Source organism: Sphingopyxis sp. HIX, from assembly GCF_001468285.1.
In the GTDB taxonomy this organism is placed as follows: Bacteria; Pseudomonadota; Alphaproteobacteria; order Sphingomonadales; family Sphingomonadaceae; genus Sphingopyxis.
The window spans coordinates 16,243-35,029 of the sequence record NZ_LNSB01000007.1 but is presented as its reverse complement, the minus strand read 5'-3'; the positions used below and the strand labels follow the sequence as shown (position 1 = coordinate 35,029).

Genomic DNA, 18,787 nt, shown 5'->3' with positions numbered 1-18,787 from the left:
TTCGATCAGTCGATCATGTCGGCGACAAGGCGCCTGAGTTCGCGCCGCGCGAGCGTGGCAGAGCGGCGCGCTTGCGTGAGGCGGTGCACCGGCTTCCCGGCGAGCGGGAGAGCGGAGAGGCTCGGGAAAATGCTACTATTCTGAAACATGCCGGTCTTCTTGAACTAGGAATCAGCGCCGCTTGCTCGCGGCGCCGGGGCTGCCCGGACCGCGATCGCGATAGACGATGCGGCCCTTGGACAGGTCATAGGGCGTCATTTCAACGCGCACGGCGTCGCCGACAACAGACCGGATGCGGAAACGCCGCGTCCGGCCGGCTGTGTAGGCGATAAGCCGGTGGCCATTTTCGAGCTCGACGCGAAATCGCCTGTCGGGCAAAATCTCGTCGATCATGCCCTCGAAGGTGAGGACCTCTTCCTTGGCCATCCGGAGGCGTCAGGCCGCTTCGAGGTTCACGGCCGAAACCTTGCCGTCGCGGCCGGTTTCGAGCTCGTAGCTGAGGCGCTGATCCTTGTTGAGGCTCGCCATTCCGGCGCGCTCGACCGCTGAGATGTGGACGAAGCTGTCGCCCGAACCATCGGCGTTGGCGATGAAGCCATAGCCCTTGTCGGAATTGAAGAATTTGACGTTGCCGATCGGCATGATTGTTTCCTTTCACGAAAACAGGATACCCGCCGGCAAAAGCACCGGCAGAGCTGGAAGCGTGAGAAGGGAAGAAATAGACCCCTTAGGGTCATCAGAATTCCGTCGCAGGCGACGTTAGCCCGCTGCTTGTAGGCCACCAATTCAAAAAGTCAAGGAATTCCTTGGTTTTGATGATGGCCATTCGGCTTGTTGAAGCGCTATTTGAACTGGGCGGTAGTTGTCAGGCGGCGCGATCTGTGATCCTCTCGCACGCACGTCGCTCAAGTGGGGAGAGTGTGATGGTCTGGTTCAGGGCGTTTCTCATCACATGTACGCTGTCGATCCTTATTTACACGGCTGTCACGATCAGCGCGCACGGATGGAACCTGTTGCCGATATTCTTCGGCGATATGGCTGCAATGTCATGGCCGGGGCAGTTCAATTTCGATTTTTTCACTTTTCTGCTGCTCTCGGGAATATGGACCGCCTGGCGCAACGACTTTACGTTGGGCGCATTCGCGCTTGGTCTGGTCGCGATGCTCGGCGGTATGCTGTTTCTTTCGGCCTATCTGACATTACTCAGTTTCCGGCATGGGGGTGATGTCGACGCGATCATTCTGGGCGTTCGAAGGGCAGGTGCCAAATTAGCGCCTACAGGTTCGAGATAGAAGCGGGGCGCCGATCGTATGATCGCGACGGGTTGCTTATAGATGCTCCGCAGATCGGCTGCCAAGTTCAACGATCGACACGCCGTTAGAAAATGATGTCGGCTCTCTTGGTTCCGATTAGAACGACGACGATGCGGCTGACCGCAAGATGATCCAATCAAGGCAAGGGACCTAACGCTCCTGTCCAGGCTCCCCTCTGGAGTGGGAGAGCGTCTTGGGAGCGATCTGGCATGGCTGATAGGGGCAAACTCAATCGAAGTTCGTGAGTCAAAATCGGCCAGCACCGGAGTAAAAAAGCATCGGGATGTCGCGTCGATTTATACCAAAATGGACCATTTTTGTTAATCGAACTATCGTTATGGCATCAGAAATGTGGGGATAAATGTGGGGGTGCGAAAGTCTCTTGACTAAATAAACCTATAGAAATCATAGTGATAACATACTGGTTCGATTCACCCTGCCACCAGGGGGTCTCCCCATATCGCAGGCACCATTCGAAGACGGCCGCCCTTTTGGCGGGCCGCGGATGATTCGTGCGGGCTCGCATCCCAGCCGAGCCGGGCACGAAAAAGCGCCCCGGATCGGTGGAGGATTCGAGATCGAGCGGAAGCGCCCACCATTGTATTTTCATTATGTCGGGCGGAGCGCGGCGAGGCGCCGCGAGGCCGGAAACGGCAAAATCATACGCAAATACTATGCGCCCATAGTTTTCGCTGTCTCGAATTCAAATGCGCCCCGCACCTATTTGAGCCTCCGCAGACGACTCGTGCCGCGTCCCGTGGCCAGCGTCCTGCCGGAGCAAACCCATGCAGGATCTCATCTGGGTCGGCATCATCCTCGCCCTCCTCGCCGCGAGCCTCGGCTACGCGCGGCTGTGCGACGACGCATAAGGACCATCGACCATGACTCTCGACCTCTGGCTCGCGGGCCTCACCGCGCTCGGCCTTCTCTTCTATCTCGTCGCCGTGCTCGCACGGCCCGAACGCTTCTAAGGGAGGCGCGCCATGACCTTTCAGGGATGGCTCCTGATCATCGTCTTCGTGGGGCTTTTGCTGGCGATCACCAAGCCGATGGGCCGCTGGCTCTACGCGCTCTACGACGGCCAGCGCACGCCGCTGCACCGTATCCTCGGGCCGGTCGAAGCAGGCTTCTATCGCCTCGCGGGCATCGACCCGAACGAGGAGCAGGGCTGGCGCCGCTACGCGGTGCATATGCTGATCTTCAACGCGGTGCTGCTGCTCTTCACCTATGCGATATTGCGCCTGCAGGGCGTGCTGCCGCTCAACCCGCTGGGCTATGACGGCACCAGCGCGGACCTCGCGTTCAACACCGCGATCAGCTTCACCACCAACACCAACTGGCAAAGCTATGGCGGCGAATCGACGATGTCGAATTTGAGCCAGATGCTGGGGCTGACGATCCACAATTTCCTGTCGGCGGCGACGGGCATCGCGCTCGCCTTCGCGCTGTTCCGCGGTTTCGCGCGGCGCGAGATGAAGACGATCGGCAATTTCTGGGCCGACATGACGCGCGTGACGCTCTACCTGCTGCTGCCGGTCTGCATCGTCTATGCGATCTTCCTGATCGCCAATGGTGTGCCGCAGACGCTGGCCGCCTCGGTCGACGTGACGACGCTCGAAGGCGCGAAGCAGACGCTAGCGCTGGGCCCGGTCGCCAGCCAAGAAGCGATCAAGATGCTCGGCACCAACGGTGGCGGCTTCTTCAACGTCAACTCGGCGCATCCGTTCGAAAATCCGAACGCGCTGACCAATTTCGTCCAGATGCTGTCGATCTTCGCGATCGGTTTCGGCCTGACCTGGACCTTCGGCAAGGCGGTGGGTAACCCGCGCCAGGGCTGGGCGATCCTCGCCGCGATGGTGACGATCTTCCTTGCCGGCGTGACGATCACTTATTGGCAGGAAGCCGCGGGCAACCCCATCCTCCACAATCTCGGCGCCATGGGCGGCAATATGGAGGGCAAGGAGGTCCGCTTCGGCATCGCCGCCTCGTCGCTCTTCTCGGTGGTGACCACCGCGGCGTCGTGCGGCGCGGTCAATGCGATGCACGACAGCTTCACCGCGCTCGGCGGCATGATCCCGCTGTTCAACATCCAGCTCGGCGAAGTCGTGATCGGCGGCGTCGGCGCGGGCATCTATGGCTTCCTGCTCTTCGCGATCCTCGCGATCTTCGTGGCCGGGCTGATGGTCGGGCGCACCCCCGAATATGTCGGGAAGAAGATCGAGGCGCGCGAGGTCAAGCTCGCGGTGCTCGCGATCGCGGTGCTGCCGCTGGTCATCCTCGGCTTCACCGCCATCGCGTCGGTCACCGAGGCGGGGCTGGCCGGGCCGCTCAACAAGGGGCCGCACGGATTTTCGGAAATCCTCTACGCCTTCACCAGCGCGGTCGGGAACAACGGATCGGCCTTCGCCGGCCTGACCGCCAACACGCCCTTCTATAACGGCTTGTTGGGGATCGCGATGTGGCTCGGCCGTTTCTTCATCATCATCCCGATGCTGGCGATCGCGGGCGGCCTCGCGGCGAAGAAATATACGCCGGCGACCGCGGGCAGCTTCCCTACCACCGGGCCGCTGTGGACGGGCCTCCTGATCGGCATCGTGCTGATCGTCGGCGGCCTGACCTTCCTGCCCAGCCTCGCGCTCGGTCCGATCGCCGATCATCTCGCGATGATCAACGGCCAGCTCTTCTAAGGATATCCAAATGGCTCGGTCTGAAACCAGGTCCCTGTTCACGGCCGACCTGATCGTTCCGGCGATGGGCGACGCCGTCCGCAAGCTCAACCCCAGGGAATTGATCCGCAACCCGGTGATGTTCACCACCGCCGTGGTCGCGCTGCTGCTCACCATCCTGCTCGTCGTCGGGCAGGATGGGCTCGCCCCCGGCTTCAAGCTCCAGCTCGTCATCTGGCTGTGGCTCACCGTGCTCTTCGGCACCTTTGCCGAGGCGCTTGCCGAAGGGCGCGGCAAGGCGCAGGCCGCGTCGCTGCGCGCGACCAAGGCCGAACTCTCCGCCAAAAGGCTGAAGGGCGACGGCAGGGCCTATGAGGATGTGCCCGCCAGCGCGCTCAAGGTCGGCGACCTGGTCCTCGTCGAAACCGGCGACCTGATCCCCTCGGACGGCGAAGTCGTCGCGGGCGTCGCGTCGGTCAACGAGGCCGCGATCACCGGCGAAAGCGCGCCGGTGATCCGCGAGGCGGGCGGCGATCGTTCGGCCGTCACCGCGGGCACGCGCGTCATTTCGGACGAAATCCGCGTCCGGGTCACCGTCAACCCAGGGCAGGGTTTCCTAGACCGCATGATCGCGCTCGTCGAAGGCGCCGAGCGGCAGAAGACGCCGAACGAGATCGCGCTGACCTTGCTCCTTGTCGGGCTGACGATCATCTTCCTGATCGCGGTCGGCACGATCCCGGGCTTCGCTTCCTACGCGGGTGGCGGCATCCCGGTCGCGATCCTCGCGGCGCTGCTGATCACGCTCATCCCGACGACGATCGCCGCCTTGCTCTCGGCGATCGGCATCGCGGGCATGGATCGCCTCGTGCGCTTCAACGTGCTCGCCAAGTCGGGCCGCGCGGTCGAGGCGGCGGGCGACGTCGACATGCTGTTGCTCGACAAGACCGGCACGATCACCGTGGGCGACCGCCAGGCGACCGAATTCCGCTCCGTCGGCGGCCAGTCGGTGGCGGTGCTGGCGGAAGCCGCGCTGCTCGCCAGCCTCGCCGACGAGACGCCCGAGGGCCGCTCGATCGTCGCATTGGCGCGCGAGAAATTCGGCCAGGCCGCGAGCGAATTGCCGCAGGGCGCCGAAATCATCCCCTTCACCGCGCAGACGCGCATTTCGGGGATCAGGATCGGCGAGACGGTGATCCAGAAGGGCGCGGTGGACTCGGTGCTGCGGGCCAATCCCGGCGCCGGCACCACCGCCGCCGCGACCGAACTCCGCCGCATTACCGACGAGATCGCGCGCGCCGGCGGCACGCCGCTCGCAGTCGCCAAGGACGGCCAACTGCTCGGCGCGATCTTCCTCAAGGACATCGTCAAGGCGGGCATCCGCGAACGCTTCGGTGAATTGCGCGCGATGGGCATCCGCACGGTGATGATCACCGGCGACAATCCGCTTACCGCCGCAGCGATCGCTGCCGAGGCCGGGGTCGACGATTTCCTCGCGCAGGCGACGCCCGAGGACAAGCTCGAGCTGATCCGCAAGGAACAGCAGGGCGGCCGCCTCGTCGCGATGTGCGGCGACGGCACCAACGACGCCCCGGCGCTCGCGCAGGCCGACGTCGGCGTCGCGATGAACACCGGCACGCAGGCGGCGCGCGAGGCGGGCAATATGGTCGACCTCGACAGCGACCCGACCAAGCTGATCGAGGTCGTCGGGCTCGGCAAGCAATTGCTCATGACGCGCGGGGCGCTGACGACCTTTTCGGTCGCCAACGACGTCGCCAAATATTTCGCGATCATCCCGGCGATGTTCATCGTGCTTTATCCGGGGCTCGGCGTGCTCAACGTCATGGGGCTGACCAGCCCCGAGAGCGCGATCCTGTCGGCGATCATCTTCAACGCGTTGATCATCCCGATGCTCGTGCCGCTTGCGCTCAAGGGCGTGACCTACAAGCCGATGGGCGCGGGGCCGCTGCTGGCGCGCAACCTCGCCATCTACGGGCTCGGCGGTCTCGTCGCGCCGTTCGTGGGCATCAAACTCATCGACCTGGCCGTCGGCGGCCTGGGTCTGGTCTAAGGAGGCCGCATATGAACAAGGATCTCATCTCTTCGCTGCGTCCGGCGCTCGTCATGACGTTGCTCTTCGCGCTCCTCCTCGGGATCGCCTATCCGCTCGCCATGACCGGCGTCGGGCAGGCGCTCTTCCCGGCCCAGGCGAACGGCAGCCTCGTGCGCGAGAACGGCAAGGTCGTCGGCTCGACCGTCGTCGGGCAGGCCTTCGCCTCGGAGCGTTATTTCAACACGCGCCCGTCGGCGGCTGGCGACGGTTACGACGGGCTCGCCTCCTCGGGGTCGAACCTCGGCCCGACGTCGCAGGTTCTCGTCGACCGCGTGAAGGGCGACGTCGAAAAGCTGAAGGCGGCCGAACCCGGCAAGGCGGTGCCCGCCGACCTGGTGACGGCGTCGGGTTCGGGGCTCGACCCCGACATCACGCCCGAAGCCGCTTTCTATCAAGTCGACCGCGTCGCCAAGGCGCGCGGGCTCGACCCGGCGGCGGTGCGGGGGCTGGTCGAACAGAGCGTCGAAACGCCGCTGCTCGGCTTCCTCGACGAGCCGCGCGTGAATGTGTTCGAGCTCAATCGACGACTCGATGGTTTTGGCGCTAAACCCGCCGCGTGACCGACAAGGATCGACCATCACCGGAGGCCTTCCTGCGCCAGGCAGCGCAGGAAGGCCGCGGGCGTCTGAAAGTCTTCCTCGGCGCCGCGCCCGGCGTCGGCAAGACGTGGGAGATGCTGACCGACGGCCGCCACCGGCGCGAGGCCGGGGTCGACGTCGTGATCGGCGTCGTCGAAACCCACGGCCGCCGCGAGACCGGGGCGCTCGTCGAGGGGCATGAGATCGTCGCGCGGCGCGAGGTCGATCACCAGGGCCACAGCTTGGGCGAGATGGATATCGACGCGATCCTCGAACGGCGGCCGCAGCTCGTGCTCGTCGACGAACTGGCGCACAGCAACGCGCCGGGCAGCCGCCATCCCAAGCGCTATCAGGATGTCGAGGAATTGCTGGATGCCGGCATCGACGTCTATTCGACGCTCAACATCCAGCATGTCGAGAGCCTCAACGACGTCGTCGCGTCGTTCACGCGGGTCCGCGTACGCGAGACGGTGCCCGACTCGATCCTCGAAAATGCCGAGATCGAGGTCGTCGACATCCCGCCCGACGAACTGATCGAGCGGCTGCGCGACGGCAAGGTCTATATCCCGCAGGAAGCGACGCGCGCGCTGACGCATTTTTTCTCGAAATCGAACCTCACTGCGCTGCGCGAACTGGCGCTGCGCCGCGCCGCGCAGGCGGTCGATGCCCAAATGCTCGACCATGTCCGGAGCCACGCGCTCGCGGGCAGCTTCGCGGTGGGCGAGCGCATCGTCGTAGCGGTCAGCGAACTGCCGGTGGCGGCCGAACTCGTGCGGGCGGGGAAAAGACTCGCCGATGCGCTGCGCGCACCGTGGACCGCGGTCTATATCGAGACGCGGCGCAGCCAGTCGCTGACCGACGAAGACCGCAGGCAGCTCGCCGACACGCTCGCGCTCGCGTCGCGGCTCGGCGCCTCGACCGCGACCGTGCCGGCGGCGAGCGTCGTCGAGGGGTTGCAGGCGTTCGCCCGCGACGCTCGCGCGACGCAGATCGTCATCGGCAAGTCAGCGCGCCCCTGGTGGTTCGAGATGCGCCACGGCTCGGTCGTCGACCAGCTCGTACGCATGATCGACGATGTCGCGGTGCACGTCCTGCCCGGCGAGCCCGAGGCGAAGGCCGCCGGGCGCCGCGCGGTCGCCGCCCCCGGGCGCTGGGGCACGCCGTCGGACTATATCTGGTCGCTCGCGATGGTCGCCGCGATGACCGCGCTCGGCCGCCTGCTGATCGAGGTCATCGACCTCGGCAATATCTCGCTGCTCTACCTCGTCCCCGTGATGTTTGCGGCGGCGACCTTTGGCCTCCGCGCCGGCCTGTTCGCGGGGCTCGCATCGAGCCTCGCCTATAATTTCTTCTTCCTGCCGCCGACGGGCACGCTGACGGTCAACAACCCCGAAAATGTCATCAGCATCCTCGTGCTGCTCGGCGTCGCGATCGTCACCAGCCAGTTCGCCGCGCGCGTGCGCGCGCAAGCCGATCTCGCCCAGTCGAGCGCGCGCCAGAACGCCGCGCTCGCCAGCTTCTCGCGGCTGCTCACCGCCGCGCCCGACCAGGACGCGCTGATGCAGGCGATCTGCGCCGAGGTCGGGCGCCTGCTCGACGTGCGCACGGTGATTCTGCTGCCCTCGGCCGACGGGCCGACGCTGCGCGCCGCGGTGCCGCCCGAGGACCGGCTCGAACAGATCGAACGCGCCGCGGCGCAATGGGCGATGGACAATGCGCAGCCCGCGGGGCGCGGATCGGCGACGCTCACCGCCTCGGACTGGCTCTTCCACCCGCTGCGCACGACGCGCGGGGTGCTCGGGGTGCTCGGGCTGACCCGCGACGACGCGCGCGAGCCGGTGCGCTCCGACCAGGTGCCCCTCCTGATGAGCCTGCTCGACCAGGCCTCGATCGCGCTCGACCGCATGGAGCTCGAAGAAGCGTCGCTCCGCGCGCGCCAGATCGACGAGCGCGACCGGCTGCGCTCGGCGCTGCTCTCGTCGGTCAGCCACGACCTGCGCACTCCGCTGACCACCATATTATCGGCGGCGCAGGAAATGCAGCGCCATCCCTCGCCCGCTCTCGCCGAGACGATCGAGGCCGAGGCGCGGCGGCTCAACCGTTTCGTCTCGAACCTGCTCGACATGGTGCGCGTCGAGGCCGGCGCGCTGCCGATGAAGGTCGAGGCGACCGACCTGTTCGACGCCGCCGCCAGCGCCGCGCACGACACGCGGGCGTCGCTCGCGGGGCATGACGTCAAGGTCGATATCTCGCCGAACATCCCGCTCGTCCGCGTCGACCCGGTGCTGCTGCATCATTGCCTGATCAACCTGCTCGACAACGCCGGGCGTTATGCCGATCCGGACACGCCGATCACCATCCGCGCGCGCCGCACCGCGGATGCGATCGAATTGTCGGTGATCGACCAGGGGCCCGGCATCGCGCCGGGCAACGAGAAGCGCGTCTTCGAAACCTTCACCCGGCTCGAAGGCAGCGATCGCGCCAAGCATGGCACCGGGCTGGGGCTCGCGATCGTCAAGGGTTTTGCCGAGGCGATGGGGCTGACGGTCGCGGCGAGCAACAATGAGGAACCGCACGGCGCCTGCTTCACGATCCGCATCCCCGAGGCGTTGATCATCACGAATCTGACCGACAAGGATGTCCCATGAAGCTGCGTCACAAGGTGCTCGTCGTCGACGACGAACTCCATATCCGCCGCCTGATCCGCGCCGCGCTGGAGCGCGCCGACTATGCGATCGTCGAGGCCGAGAATGCGCGCGAGGCGACCGAGAAGCTGCGCGACGAGCGCCCCGACATCACCTTGCTCGACCTTGGGCTGCCCGACCGCGACGGGCTCGAACTCGTGCCCCTGTTCAAGCAGCAGTCGGGGACCACGCTGATCGTCGTCTCGGCGCGCGACGCGACCGAGGAGAAGGTCGCGGCGCTCGACCTTGGCGCCGACGACTATCTGACCAAACCCTTCGACACCGACGAGCTGCTCGCGCGCGTGCGCGTCGCGCTGCGCAACCGGCTGACGCGCGACGGCGGCAACCTCGCGCTGACGGTGGGCGACGTCCAGCTCGACCTCGTCGCGCGCACCGTGAGCAAGGGTGGCAGGGAAGTGCATCTGACCCCCAAGGAATATGGCGTGTTGGCCCAGCTCGCGCGCTTTCCGGGCCGCGTCATCACGCACAAGCAGATCATGGCCGAGGTGTGGCCGCACGAGCATGAGCATCATGTCGAATATCTGCGCGTCCTGATCCGCACGCTGCGCCAGAAGCTCGAAACCGACCCGCAGCAGCCGCAGATCATCACCAACGAGCTCGGCATCGGTTATCGGCTGCGCGTGAACAGCGAAAGCGCCGAAGCCGGGCACTGAGCGCCCCCGGCGCCGCGATCCTATGCAATTGCTATGGAAAAAGCGGGCGCTCGCTCTCGAAATCCAACGGCCGCCGCGCCTAGATGATCGACATGGCTGGACATGATATCGAAAGCCGCGCCGCCGAAGACCGGCGTGTGTGGGACCGCATCGTCGACTGGCTGGGCGCGCAAGGTCCCCTGCTGCTCACCGTCTACATGTGCGCGATCGTCGCGCTCATCGCCTATTTCGCGGATCTGGCGCGCTAGTTTTGCAATCATATGAAATCCCAACGCCGCCCGCGATTTGTCGCTCTCGAAACCCTATGCGGCAATGCGTAGGTGAATGACCTCCTTCGGAGGTCTCCCATGAAACATCGGTCCAACAGTCTTTCCTTCAACATCGGCCTTCGCGCAGGCGGCATGGCGGTGCTCGCCCTCGGCTGGTGGGTCGCGGCGCGGCTCCATCAGATCGCGCTCGCCGCGCCGCGCGATCATGCGTCGCTGATGCTGCTGCTCGCGGCGATCGTCTTCCTGTGCGGCAGCATCGGGAGCGCGCTTCTGTTCGTCGGGCCCGGCCTTTGGGAGCCGGTCGAGGTGTCGGAGCGCTGGCGGCGGCTGCCCGGCGACGACGTCTAAGGTGCGACGCCGCGCATAGGAAAAACACTATGCGATCGCGCCGCAGCTCCTCTCGATTTCCAACGCGCAGCCGATCTAGTGGGGCCGCCTCATGAGCCCGGGCCATTCCGGCGGGGCGAGACCCAAGAGGACAAGATGAAACAGATCATTCCCGCGGCCCTTCTCGCGGCAGCCCTGACACCCGTCGCCGCTTCGGCGCAGGAGAAAGAAAAGCCGGCCGTCACCGTCTCGGGATCGGCGACGATCGCCTCGGACTATCGTTTCCGCGGCGTGTCGCAGTCGGACAAGGAGGTGGCGGTGCAGGGCGGGATCACCCTGACGCACGAAAGCGGGCTCTACGCGGGCGTCTGGGGGTCGAACCTTGCCGGTTGGGGCACGTTCGGCGGTGCCAATATGGAACTCGACCTGATCGGCGGTTACAAGCTGCCCGTGGCGGACAATGCGACGCTCGACGTCGGGCTGGTCTGGTACATGTATCCGGGCGGCGCCGATGAATCGGATTTCGCCGAGCCCTATCTCAAGCTGACCGGCACCACCGGCCCCGCCACGCTGACCGCGGGCGCCGCCTATGCGCCGAGGCAGCAGGCGCTCGCGAATGTGTCGGCGGCGCCGAACAGCCGCGGGCAGAAGGACGACAATCTCTACCTGTGGGGCGACGGCGCGCTGGCCATCGCGGGCACGCCGCTCACCGCGAAGGCACATATCGGCTATTCGGAGGGCAATCCGGGGCTCGGCCCCAACGGTACCAGCGTCGCGCCGACCGGCCGCTATTGGGACTGGTCGCTCGGTATGGACGCGACATGGCGGAACCTGACGCTCAATATTTCCTACGTTGATACCGACATCGGCAGGGGGGAGGCGGCGCGGTTGCAGCCCAATTTCAGCAAGGGCGGTGACGGGACGGGCTCGATCGCCGATGCGGCCGTGGTGGCGAGCGTTACGGCCGCTTTCTGACCCGGGGTTGCCCGGCGCCGCGCCTCATCGCTCTGCGAGCATGTCGTAGTGGCGCCCGAAGCCATAGCGGGTGAAGCGGATGAAGCCCGCGGTGCGGAGCTGCGCCTCGATGACGGCGGCGTCGGTCCAGCGGTGGTCGACCTCGTAGAAGATCGCGGCGATGCGCGGCAGGTGCGCCGAGGCCATCAGCGCGTCGATCACCGCTTCCTCATGCCCCTCGACGTCGATCTTCACGACCAACGGCAGCTCCGCGTCGATCAGCGGGTCGAATTCGGCGGCGCCGAGGATACGGATCGTATCGCCCGCGGCGTCGGCGTGGCGGAGGCTCGCGGTGCCGCTGTGTCCGCTGTCGGTGGCGATCGTCGCACTACCCGATTCGCGCGAGATGGCGGCGTCGACGGCGGTCACTTTCGCGGTGCCGGCATTGGCGGCGATGTTGCGGGCGAGGCGCGCGAAGGTTGCCGCGACGGGTTCGAACGCTGTCACCGCGGCGCAATGCGGGTTCTGCGCGGCGATCAGGCTGTAGAGCCCCTGGTTCGCGCCGATGTCGACGAAGGCGAAGGGCTGCCGCCGCTCCGCGAGATAGTCGGCGAGCACCGGGCCATAGGTGCCGTGATAGCAATATTGGAAGGTGCGGTCGCGCCAATTGGCGTGCATCGTCACGCCATAGTGCGTACGCACGGGGCGGTCGCTGACCGGACGGAGCGCCGACAGCGCGCGGGCGCGCCATTTGGCGAGCGTCTTGACGAGGCCATATTCGACGAAGGCGCCGAGCGGCGAGGGAGCGGCGACCCCGGCCATCAGGCGCGGCCCATATAGTCGAGGATCGCTTCGGCCGCGCGTTCGGACGAGGGACGCGCGTCGAGATCGAAGCTGTAGGCGAACAGATCCTGCTGGCGCTGGCGGTCGGCGGGGCCCAGCATCGGCACCTCCTCGAACGCGGCCTCGAAATCTTCGAAGGTTTCGACCACCGGGCCGGCCTGCCAATGCGCGAAATCGGCGTCGCCGCGCCATGCATGGCCGCGAGGATTGAGGAAGACGCAGGGGCGCGGGCGGCGGATAAACTCGTAGATCTGGCTGCTCGCGTCGCCGAGATAGATGTCGGCGGCGTCGGTATAGGTCATGTCGACGCTCGCCGCGCTCCCGGTGTCGATCAGCATATGGTCGAGCTCGTAGTGGCGGACGTCGGGCAGGCGGTTCCAGCCGAGCGCGAAAGGCGAGAGCGAGGCGGTGAGTTTCTTCTGGAAGAGCATGACGTGCGGCGCGAAAACGAGATTATATTTGTCGCTCTTCGCGAACCAGTCGAGGATTTGCGGTCCCATCTTGTACCAGCTCGACAACGCGGGAGAGGGGTGCGGGTTGTAGAGGACGGTCGGGCGGTCCTTGGGGAAGAGCCGCGGGCGCGGGCTGCGCGGCGGCAGGTCGAACTTGGGATAACCGACGATCGCATGGCCGTCCTGACGCAGCAGCCCCGCATCCGACAGCCGGTCGCGAATCTTCGCGCCCGACATCAGCACCAGGTCGAACTGGCCGCTCGCCTTGTCGAAACCGATCGCGCGGTCGCCCGCGCCGTGGCGCGTGTGGATCAGCTTCAGATTGTCGAGCCCGAAATGCGTCTTGAGCAGCAGCGAGGTCTTTTCGGGGACCACGAGCGCGTCGAGGTCGCGGAAATGGTCGAGATTGCGGCGCAGCACCGACAGCGTGTCGGCGGGGACCGCGCCGCCGGTCGCGCGTTTCGCGGCGCGCGCGAGCCGCGCCGGCGCGCGAAGGCGGACGATGTCGGGGCGCGGCCCGGCCTCGCGGTCGAGCATCCGCGTCACCTCGGCCTCGCTGCCCTGCGACACGAGGATGCGGATGTCGGCGCGGTTCGACAGGCGGCGCAGCGCGAGCGCGACGGGGAGCGAATGCGCGACCTGGTGGCCGACGCTGTGGTTGAAGAGGAAACCGATACGCATGGGGTCAGGCCTTTTTCGGGCGCCAATCGAGCAGCGGCCAGCCGCGCGCGGCGGCGATGGTCGCCAATTTGGGCGAGGGGTTCACGGCGACGGGTTCGTCGCTGAGGTCGAAGAGCGGCTGGTCGGACGCATGGTCCGAAAAGAAGCGGATATGCGCGTCTTCGCGCGCGATGCCGGCGCGGGCCATGAAGGCCTGGACCATCGCGCATTTGTCGGCGCCGTAGCAATTGGCGCCCGCGATCGCGGGGGTCAGCCGCCCGTCCTTCCACGACGAGGCGGTGGCGACGACGTCGGCGATGCCGAGCCGGCGCGCGAGCGCGGCGGTGTAGAAATGCGGCGCCGCCGTCGCGAGCACCACGCGGCGACCTGCGGCGCGCTCGGACTCGATCAACGCGAGGCCCTCCGCATAGAGGCCGCGTTCGACCAGATGCTGCGCGAAGCGGTCGGCGAGCCGTGCGGCGTCGCGTTCGGGGAGCGCGCTGCCGAGCGCGACCCAGTGCATCGCCTGCTTCATCCGGCAGCGCGGCAGCAGCTTCAGCGCGTAGAGCAGGGCGAACGGCAGCAGCAGTGGCACAAGCAGCAGCCGCCACGGCGCGCGCGTTCGTGCCGCGAAGAAGAGGAAGGGGGTATAGGTCGGCAGTATCGTGAGCGTGCGGTCGAGGTCGAAGACCGACAGCGCGATCTTCGCGGGCGCGACGTCCGGTTGCGGCGCTGCCGCGATGCTGATTTGTGCCCGGCCCATGACCTGCTCCTTTGCTGGGCGGAGCCATGGCGGGCGGGCTTATCGGGCGGGTGGCGCAAAGATTTGTTTTTGGCCATGTTCGTGCACCGACGCCGAACATGTCGAAAATCAAATGTTCGCGGATGTGGCGGGTGGTGCGCGGCGTGCCTAAGGGGGGATATGCAAATCCTGGTGATCGAGGACGACGCCCGCGTCGCGGAGCATATCGGCAAGGGGCTGAAGGCCGCGGGACACGTCGTTACGCACGAGAGCGACGGCCGCGCCGGGCTGCTGCGCGCTGCGACCGACAGCTTCGACCTGATCATCGTCGACCGCATGCTGCCGCAGGTCGACGGGTTGACGATCGTCCAGACGATCCGCGCGACGGGCGATGCGACCCCCATCCTGTTCCTGAGTGCGCTGGGCGAAGTCGACGAACGCGTTGCGGGGCTGCGTGCGGGGGGCGACGATTATCTAACCAAGCCCTTCGCCATGTCCGAACTTCTCGCGCGCGTCGACGTGCTCGCGCGGCGCGGGCCCGCGATCGTCGCCGAGACGAAGCTGTCGGTCGGCGACCTCGAGATCGACCTGCTCGGCCAGCAGGTGAAGCGGCAGGGGCGGCCGATCGACCTCACCGCGCGCGAATTCCGCATCCTCGTTTACCTCGCGCAGAACGAGGGGCGCGTGGTGACGCGCTCGATGCTGCTCGAGCATGTCTGGGACTATCACTTCGACCCGCAGACCAACATCATCGATCAGCATGTCAGCCGGCTGCGGCAAAAGGTCGACAAGGGGCATGATGTTCCGCTGATCCACACGGTGCGCGGCACGGGTTACATGATGCGGGCGGGCGCATGACCGCGCCGCGCTGGCGGCGGATGACGCGCAGCCTGACCTTCCGGCTCGGGCTGATCTATGTAGCGCTGTTCCTGACCTCGATGCTCGCGCTGTTTGGGGCCGCCTATTGGATCGGAGTCTATCAGCCATTGCTTCGCGAGGCCGATGTTGTCGTGGCCGAGGCTAAAAAGCTGGCGGCGATCGATCGCGGCGAGGGACGCGGCGCGTTGATCGCCGCGCTCGATGCGCGCCAGCGAACCCCGGGGCATCGCCACGCTTTCCATGCGCTGGTCGGCGCGAATGGAAGCACGCTGAGCAGCAATCTGCCGAGCTGGCCCGACGAGGCGGTGCGCGGCTGGCGGCTGCTCGAAGCCGATCTTTACGCCAGCGGTGAGGAGATCGACTATGAGGCGCTTGTCGTCGAGCGTCGGCTGGGCGACGGCGCGCGGCTGATCGTCGGGCGCGACGTCGAGGATATCGACGACCGCGACGAGCTCTTTGCGGTGAGTTCGGCCTGGCTGGTGCTGATCGCGGCATTGCTCGCGATCGGTGGGAGTTTCGCGATGGGCGCCGTAGTCGGGCGCCGTATCGATGCGGTGACGCGCACCGCGCGGCGCGTGATGGCGGGCAGCATGACCGAACGCATCCCGCTGCGCGGCACCGGCGACGATTTCGACGAACTCGCCGAGACGCTCAACCTGATGCTGGGCCGGATCGCGGAGTCCGTCGAGTCGGTGCGGCGCGTGTCGGACAATGTCGCGCACGAACTGCGCACCCCGCTGGCGCGGCTGCATGCCGACCTCGACGAACTGCGCATGGCGAAGGGCGCCAAGGAGCGCGAGCGGCTGACCGAACAGGCGATCGCCGAGGCCGCGCGGCTGCAGGCGATCTTCGACGCGCTGCTGCGCATCGCGCGGATCGAGAGCGGGCGGCATTTCGCGGGCTTCGCGCGCGTCGACCTGAGTGCGCTGCTCGCCGATGCGATCGAGCTCTACAGCCCGGACGTCGAGACGCATGGCCAAGTGCTGGAAAGCGCGATCGCCGCCGGGCTGGAGATGGAGGGCGACCGCAATCTGATCTTCCAGGCGGTGTCGAACCTGCTCGACAATGCAGTCAAATATGCGGGCGAGGGCGGGCGCATCCTGGTCGCGGCGAGCACGAAGGGCGGCCGCATCCGCATCGAGATCGCCGACAGCGGCCCCGGCATCGCGCCCGCCTATCGCGAGCGGGTGAAGGAGCGCTTCTTCCGCGTGCCCGAAACCGCGGGGGCGCCGGGGACGGGGCTGGGGCTCGCGCTGGTCGCGGCGATCGTGGCGCTGCACAAGGGGATGCTCGAGATCGGCGATGCCGAGCCGGGGACGAAGGTGGTGGTGGTTTTTTGAGGGGCGGAGCTGTTAAGCCCTCTCCCCTTCAGGGGAGAGGGTTGGGAGAGGGGGAAGCGTTCACTCCCCTCTCAACTCCGGCTAGCCAGCGAGCTGGCAAGCCTGCGTATCTCTCCCCTGAAGGGGAGAGAGCACCCCTTGCCCCCTACTTCTTCTCCACCAACTCGCGCAGCAAAAACGCATGCAGCATCGCCGCGCGCACGGCATCCTCGGCATGGTCGGCGCCGACCGAATGGCCGCCCTCCAGATATTCGTGATAATAGACGCTGTTCCTATATTCCTTCAGCCGCGCCGCGAACTTGCGCGCGTGGCCGGGGTGGACGCGGTCGTCCTTGGTCGAGAGATAGAGGAAGATCGGCGGATATTTCACGCCCTTCTTCAAATTCTGGTACGGCGAATATTTGGAGATGAACGCCCAGTCGGCGGGATCGTCGGGGTCGCCATATTCGTCGACCCACGAGGCGCCGGCGAGCAATTTGTTGAAGCGCTTCATGTCCTTGAGCGGCGAGCCCGAGATCACCGCGCCATAGAGGTCGGGGCGCTGCTCCATCGCCGCGCCGACGAGCACGCCGCCGTTCGAGCGCCCCGAGATCGCGATCTTGCCCTTGGGGCTGACCCCCGTCGCGACGAGATCCTCGGCGACCGCGTGCAGGTCGTCGAAGCTGTTCTGGCGCTTCTCGTAGAGCGCGGCCTGGTGCCACGCCGGGCCATATTCGCCGCCGCCGCGGATGTTCGCGAGGACATAGGCATTGCCGTCCTCGACCCAGAAGAGCCCCAATGGCCCGGCGCGATAGGGCTGGCCGGTGAGATAGCCCGGGGTCTGCGCCGCCTTGAACCCGCCATAGGCGTGGACGAGCGCCGGCACCGGCCCGGTCGTGCCCTTCTTGCGCGCGAGGAAATAGGGGATCTTCGTCCCGTCCTTCGACGTCGCGAAGCGCTTCTCGACGCTCATGTCCTTGGCGTCGAACACTGCGGGCAGGCTCTGGACCGTCTGCGGTGCGCCGCTTTCGCCCAAGGCATAGAGCGTCGGCGGCTGCAGCATCGTCTCGGCGGTCGCGAGCAGCTGGTTGGTCTTGCCGACCACCCCGGCGATCTGCACCGTCGCATTGGCGGCGAGCGGCACCGCCTTCTGGCTCCAGCGGCCATAAGGCTGGTCGCGGCGGAGCGCGAAGAGCTTGCCCTCGACGTCGTCGAGCGCCTTGACCCAGAGCACGTCGTCGCCCGCCGCGACATTCTCGATCGCCTGGCTCGCGCTGGGCGTCATCACCTCGATGATCGGCACCATGTCGCCGCGCGCCATTTCGAGCAACGGCATCGCGAGCAGCGAACCCGCGGGCGAACTGCCGCTGGGGTCGTTGAGGAAGACGATCGCCTGTCCGTCGATCACCGCGCGCAATTCGGCGGTCTCGGGGATGATGGTCCGGTTGTAATCGCCGTCGTTGCCGGGGCGGCGGAGGTAGAAGTCGGTGGTGTAGAAGCTCTTGTTGCGGCTGATCATCGGCCAGCGCGTGTCGCCGTCCATCTCGGCGCCGACCCCCATGCCGACGTCGGCGGTCTCGCCCTCGACGAGGGTCTCGGCGGCAGACAGCGGCGTGCCGCGCTTCCAGCGCTTGACGATGCGCGGATAGCCCGAGGTCGTCATGCTGCCCTCGCCGAAGTCGGTCGCGACGAGCAGATTGTCGGCGTCCTCCCACGTCACGCTGCTCTTCGCGAGTGGAACGGTGAAGCCGCCCTCGACGAAGGTCCCGGTACCGCGGTCCCATTCGCGCACGATGTCGGCGTCGGTGCCGCCGGGGCTCAGCGAGACGAGGCAGCGCTTGTAGTCGGGGGCGAGGCAGTCGGCGCCGTGCCACACCCAGCTCTGCTTCTCGGCCTTGCCGAGCGCGTCGACGTCGATCAGCACCTTCCATTCGGGCTTGCCGGCGAGATAGGCGGCGAGCGGGCTCTGGCGCCACAGGCCGCGCGGATTGGCGGCGTCGCGCCAGAAATTGGTGATCGTGTCGCCCATCACCTCGCCGGGCATCGCGATCTGGCGGTCGTCGTCGAGGATGGTGCGCGCACGCTTGCGGTCGGCCTCGAAGCCCGGGCGGCCGAGGATCAGCTTGTCGGTCGCGGCATTCTCCGCCTTCACCCAATCGAGCGCCTTCTTGCCCTCGATCTCCTCGAGCCAGAGATAGGGGTCCTTTTCCTCCTTCTCGGCGGCGACGGCGAGGGTCGTGAAGGAACAGCCGAGGGCGAGCGCGGCGAGCGTGGCGCGGATCATCTGGGTCTCCCTGTTACCGGCATGCGCCGGTTC

The 18,787-nt window shown here is 66.5% G+C and carries 18 protein-coding genes; 12 read left to right on the top strand and 6 right to left on the bottom strand.

Annotated elements, in window-relative coordinates; translation table 11 throughout:
• Window positions 1-171: 171 nt before the first annotated feature.
• On the bottom strand, window positions 172-426 hold the full coding sequence (gene infA, locus ATE62_RS04925) for a translation initiation factor IF-1 (protein ID WP_058806872.1): 255 nt from the start codon (window positions 424-426) through the stop codon (window positions 172-174).
• Between the two features lie 9 nt (window positions 427-435).
• Window positions 436-642: a cold-shock protein gene (locus tag ATE62_RS04920; protein ID WP_058806870.1), complete on the bottom strand. Its 207-nt coding sequence runs from the start codon at window positions 640-642 to the stop codon at window positions 436-438.
• 164 nt (window positions 643-806) lie between these two features.
• Between ATE62_RS04920 and ATE62_RS04915 the strand changes: the two genes are divergently transcribed.
• The 10 genes from ATE62_RS04915 to ATE62_RS04875 all read left to right on the top strand — a co-directional run bounded on the left by ATE62_RS04915 (window position 807) and on the right by ATE62_RS04875 (window position 11,596).
• Window positions 807-1,292, top strand: coding sequence for a hypothetical protein (locus ATE62_RS04915; protein WP_231736117.1), 486 nt, complete (start codon window positions 807-809; stop codon window positions 1,290-1,292).
• Window positions 1,293-2,194: 902 nt separating this feature from the next.
• Window positions 2,195-2,284 (top strand): potassium-transporting ATPase subunit F, encoded by a 90-nt coding sequence (locus tag ATE62_RS04910; RefSeq protein WP_054588683.1) that lies wholly within the window; start codon window positions 2,195-2,197, stop codon window positions 2,282-2,284.
• Window positions 2,285-2,296: 12 nt separating this feature from the next.
• Window positions 2,297-4,000 (top strand): potassium-transporting ATPase subunit KdpA, encoded by a 1,704-nt coding sequence (gene kdpA, locus ATE62_RS04905; protein WP_058806868.1) that lies wholly within the window; start codon window positions 2,297-2,299, stop codon window positions 3,998-4,000.
• 10 nt (window positions 4,001-4,010) lie between these two features.
• Window positions 4,011-6,047, top strand: a complete 2,037-nt coding sequence (kdpB, locus tag ATE62_RS04900) for a potassium-transporting ATPase subunit KdpB (protein WP_058806867.1) — start codon at window positions 4,011-4,013, stop codon at window positions 6,045-6,047.
• An 11-nt stretch (window positions 6,048-6,058) separates the two neighbouring features.
• Entirely contained in the window at window positions 6,059-6,649 is a 591-nt protein-coding gene (gene kdpC, locus ATE62_RS04895) for a potassium-transporting ATPase subunit KdpC (protein ID WP_058806866.1), read from the top strand.
• Window positions 6,646-9,315, top strand: a complete 2,670-nt coding sequence (locus tag ATE62_RS04890) for a sensor histidine kinase (RefSeq protein WP_058806865.1) — start codon at window positions 6,646-6,648, stop codon at window positions 9,313-9,315. Before kdpC ends, ATE62_RS04890 begins: the two co-directional genes overlap by 4 nt.
• On the top strand, window positions 9,312-10,025 hold the full coding sequence (locus tag ATE62_RS04885) for a response regulator (protein ID WP_058806864.1): 714 nt from the start codon (window positions 9,312-9,314) through the stop codon (window positions 10,023-10,025). The genes ATE62_RS04890 and ATE62_RS04885 overlap by 4 nt, the downstream gene beginning before the upstream one ends.
• 92 nt (window positions 10,026-10,117) lie before the next feature.
• A complete protein-coding gene (locus ATE62_RS23175) occupies window positions 10,118-10,273 on the top strand; it encodes a hypothetical protein (protein ID WP_156420424.1) in 156 nt (51 codons plus the stop codon).
• Window positions 10,274-10,372: 99 nt separating this feature from the next.
• On the top strand, window positions 10,373-10,642 hold the full coding sequence (locus ATE62_RS04880) for a hypothetical protein (RefSeq protein WP_156420423.1): 270 nt from the start codon (window positions 10,373-10,375) through the stop codon (window positions 10,640-10,642).
• Between the two features lie 135 nt (window positions 10,643-10,777).
• On the top strand, window positions 10,778-11,596 hold the full coding sequence (locus ATE62_RS04875; RefSeq protein ID WP_058806862.1) for a TorF family putative porin: 819 nt from the start codon (window positions 10,778-10,780) through the stop codon (window positions 11,594-11,596).
• Window positions 11,597-11,620: 24 nt separating this feature from the next.
• Here ATE62_RS04875 and ATE62_RS04870 read toward each other — a convergent pair whose 3' ends face one another.
• From ATE62_RS04870 to ATE62_RS04860, 3 genes are read right to left on the bottom strand one after another with little or no spacing between them, the layout of a single operon-like run.
• Window positions 11,621-12,397, bottom strand: coding sequence for an FkbM family methyltransferase (locus tag ATE62_RS04870; RefSeq protein WP_058806861.1), 777 nt, complete (start codon window positions 12,395-12,397; stop codon window positions 11,621-11,623).
• On the bottom strand, window positions 12,397-13,551 hold the full coding sequence (locus tag ATE62_RS04865) for a hypothetical protein (protein ID WP_058806860.1): 1,155 nt from the start codon (window positions 13,549-13,551) through the stop codon (window positions 12,397-12,399). The genes ATE62_RS04870 and ATE62_RS04865 overlap by 1 nt, the downstream gene beginning before the upstream one ends.
• Window positions 13,552-13,555: 4 nt before the next feature.
• Window positions 13,556-14,293 carry an HAD family hydrolase gene (locus ATE62_RS04860; RefSeq protein WP_058806859.1) on the bottom strand — a complete coding sequence of 246 codons (738 nt, stop codon included), beginning with the start codon at window positions 14,291-14,293 and terminating at the stop codon, window positions 13,556-13,558.
• A 159-nt stretch (window positions 14,294-14,452) separates the two neighbouring features.
• On the opposite strand from ATE62_RS04860, the gene ATE62_RS04855 reads away from it, so the two are divergent.
• Window positions 14,453-15,130 carry a response regulator transcription factor gene (locus ATE62_RS04855; protein ID WP_058806858.1) on the top strand — a complete coding sequence of 226 codons (678 nt, stop codon included), beginning with the start codon at window positions 14,453-14,455 and terminating at the stop codon, window positions 15,128-15,130.
• Entirely contained in the window at window positions 15,127-16,491 is a 1,365-nt protein-coding gene (locus ATE62_RS04850; protein WP_058806857.1) for a sensor histidine kinase, read from the top strand. Before ATE62_RS04855 ends, ATE62_RS04850 begins: the two co-directional genes overlap by 4 nt.
• A 145-nt stretch (window positions 16,492-16,636) precedes the next feature.
• Here ATE62_RS04850 and ATE62_RS04845 read toward each other — a convergent pair whose 3' ends face one another.
• A complete protein-coding gene (locus ATE62_RS04845; RefSeq protein WP_058806856.1) occupies window positions 16,637-18,754 on the bottom strand; it encodes a prolyl oligopeptidase family serine peptidase in 2,118 nt (705 codons plus the stop codon).
• Between the last annotated feature and the right edge of the window lie 33 nt (window positions 18,755-18,787).

Excerpts from the sequence above, each read along its gene's own strand:
- ATE62_RS23175 (WP_156420424.1), top strand. The coding sequence starts at position 10,118 with ATGGCTGGACATGATATCGAAAGCCGCGCCGCCGAAGACCGGCGTGTG.
- ATE62_RS04875 (WP_058806862.1), top strand. The coding sequence starts at position 10,778 with ATGAAACAGATCATTCCCGCGGCCCTTCTCGCGGCAGCCCTGACACCC.
- ATE62_RS04870 (WP_058806861.1), bottom strand. The coding sequence starts at position 12,397 with ATGGCCGGGGTCGCCGCTCCCTCGCCGCTCGGCGCCTTCGTCGAATAT.
- ATE62_RS04920 (WP_058806870.1), bottom strand. The coding sequence starts at position 642 with ATGCCGATCGGCAACGTCAAATTCTTCAATTCCGACAAGGGCTATGGC.
- infA (WP_058806872.1), bottom strand. The coding sequence starts at position 426 with ATGGCCAAGGAAGAGGTCCTCACCTTCGAGGGCATGATCGACGAGATT.
- ATE62_RS04850 (WP_058806857.1), top strand. The coding sequence starts at position 15,127 with ATGACCGCGCCGCGCTGGCGGCGGATGACGCGCAGCCTGACCTTCCGG.
- kdpC (WP_058806866.1), top strand. The coding sequence starts at position 6,059 with ATGAACAAGGATCTCATCTCTTCGCTGCGTCCGGCGCTCGTCATGACG.
- ATE62_RS04865 (WP_058806860.1), bottom strand. The coding sequence starts at position 13,551 with ATGCGTATCGGTTTCCTCTTCAACCACAGCGTCGGCCACCAGGTCGCG.
- ATE62_RS04845 (WP_058806856.1), bottom strand. The coding sequence starts at position 18,754 with ATGATCCGCGCCACGCTCGCCGCGCTCGCCCTCGGCTGTTCCTTCACG.
- kdpB (WP_058806867.1), top strand. The coding sequence starts at position 4,011 with ATGGCTCGGTCTGAAACCAGGTCCCTGTTCACGGCCGACCTGATCGTT.
- ATE62_RS04885 (WP_058806864.1), top strand. The coding sequence starts at position 9,312 with ATGAAGCTGCGTCACAAGGTGCTCGTCGTCGACGACGAACTCCATATC.
- ATE62_RS04910 (WP_054588683.1), top strand. The coding sequence starts at position 2,195 with ATGACTCTCGACCTCTGGCTCGCGGGCCTCACCGCGCTCGGCCTTCTC.
- ATE62_RS04880 (WP_156420423.1), top strand. The coding sequence starts at position 10,373 with ATGAAACATCGGTCCAACAGTCTTTCCTTCAACATCGGCCTTCGCGCA.
- ATE62_RS04860 (WP_058806859.1), bottom strand. The coding sequence starts at position 14,293 with ATGGGCCGGGCACAAATCAGCATCGCGGCAGCGCCGCAACCGGACGTC.
- kdpA (WP_058806868.1), top strand. The coding sequence starts at position 2,297 with ATGACCTTTCAGGGATGGCTCCTGATCATCGTCTTCGTGGGGCTTTTG.
- ATE62_RS04855 (WP_058806858.1), top strand. The coding sequence starts at position 14,453 with ATGCAAATCCTGGTGATCGAGGACGACGCCCGCGTCGCGGAGCATATC.